At 68.5% G+C, this 1,047-nt stretch carries 1 protein-coding gene and 1 pseudogene; one reads left to right on the top strand and one right to left on the bottom strand.

Annotation, left to right across the window (positions count from 1 at the left end; genetic code table 11):
- Positions 1–54 precede the first annotated feature (54 nt).
- Positions 55–414, bottom strand: a pseudogene (locus AB0I68_RS39180) (helix-turn-helix domain-containing protein); the annotation flags it as partial.
- Between the two features lie 174 nt (positions 415–588).
- On the opposite strand from AB0I68_RS39180, the gene AB0I68_RS39175 reads away from it, so the two are divergent.
- The gene (locus AB0I68_RS39175; protein ID WP_363182223.1) at positions 589–918 is read left to right on the top strand and encodes a hypothetical protein; all 330 of its coding nucleotides are present in this window, start codon (positions 589–591) and stop codon (positions 916–918) included.
- The last annotated feature ends 129 nt before the right edge of the window (positions 919–1,047 follow it).

Genomic DNA, 1,047 nt, shown 5'->3' with positions numbered 1-1,047 from the left:
CAGAAGGCATGGATCAACGACCCGGCCAAGCGCCGGGAACCCACACCACAAACCTCATAGCGTCACGACCGTCTCACTGGACTTGAAATCTTCCGCCGCCAGGATCCGGCCGACCTGAGACGGTGAGACCGCCGCGAAGACCGTGCCCGCGACCTGCGTGGCGATCGTCCGGTGGGACCAGGTCGACTCCGGATGCGGGGGCGCGCTGGTGGCCGCGGCGACGATGGCAACCCGCACTTCGGGGCCATAGCGCCGCGGACGACCCGGACGGGCGGCATCGGCCAGCCCGTCCGGGCCCAGAACAGCGAACCGGCCCCGCCACTTGCGGACCGTGTTCACACTCACTCCCAGCTCCCGGGCGATGGCCCCGTTGCTCTCCGCGTCCGCCGCTGCGAGCACGATCCTGGCCCGCATCACCTGCCGGACCTGGGACTTGACCGCGGTCACCGTGCGGATCAACCGCTCGCGGACCCCCGCGTCCAGCTCGACCACGACCGCCTGCCCGCTTCCCGCCATCCCACCCCGCCCGACGACCACCCCGAGAGACGATCATGGCGTGTGGCCGATGGGCCGGGCAGGATGGGGGCCGTGCCGAAGAACCCGCCCGAGTCCATGCAGCATCACCTCCGCCAACGACTGGCGGCCCACGCGAAGGAACACTGGCCACAGCTGAACGGCGTCACCGTCCGCTTCCGCACAGGATTCGCCTACGTAGACGGCCAGTTGCCGGCACAGGAACAGCTGCCCCTGTGCCGGCTGCGTTTCGGTGGAGTCCTGCACACCTGGGGGTTCGCGCTCTACCTCGCCAGCAGCGGTCGCTACGAGGACAGCATCCTGCCCAGCGGCCTGCCCTCCGGCTCACCCGAAGAGGCCCTCGACTGCGCATGCACCCTCTACCTCGGCGAACCCCTCACCTGACCAACACCCCTCCACGAACTTCCGCGGAGCAGCACTAGTGTGATGCGCCGGAAATCTCAGGGTTAAGTCTGCGGCTGGTTGTTGGTGGCTGATGGGGTGATCTTCGTGAGGTAGTCGGCGAGGGACTTG

This window comes from Streptomyces sp. NPDC050448 (assembly GCF_040655295.1).
Taxonomy (GTDB): Bacteria; Actinomycetota; Actinomycetes; order Streptomycetales; family Streptomycetaceae; genus Streptomyces.
This window is presented reverse-complemented; position numbering and strand designations above follow the sequence as displayed.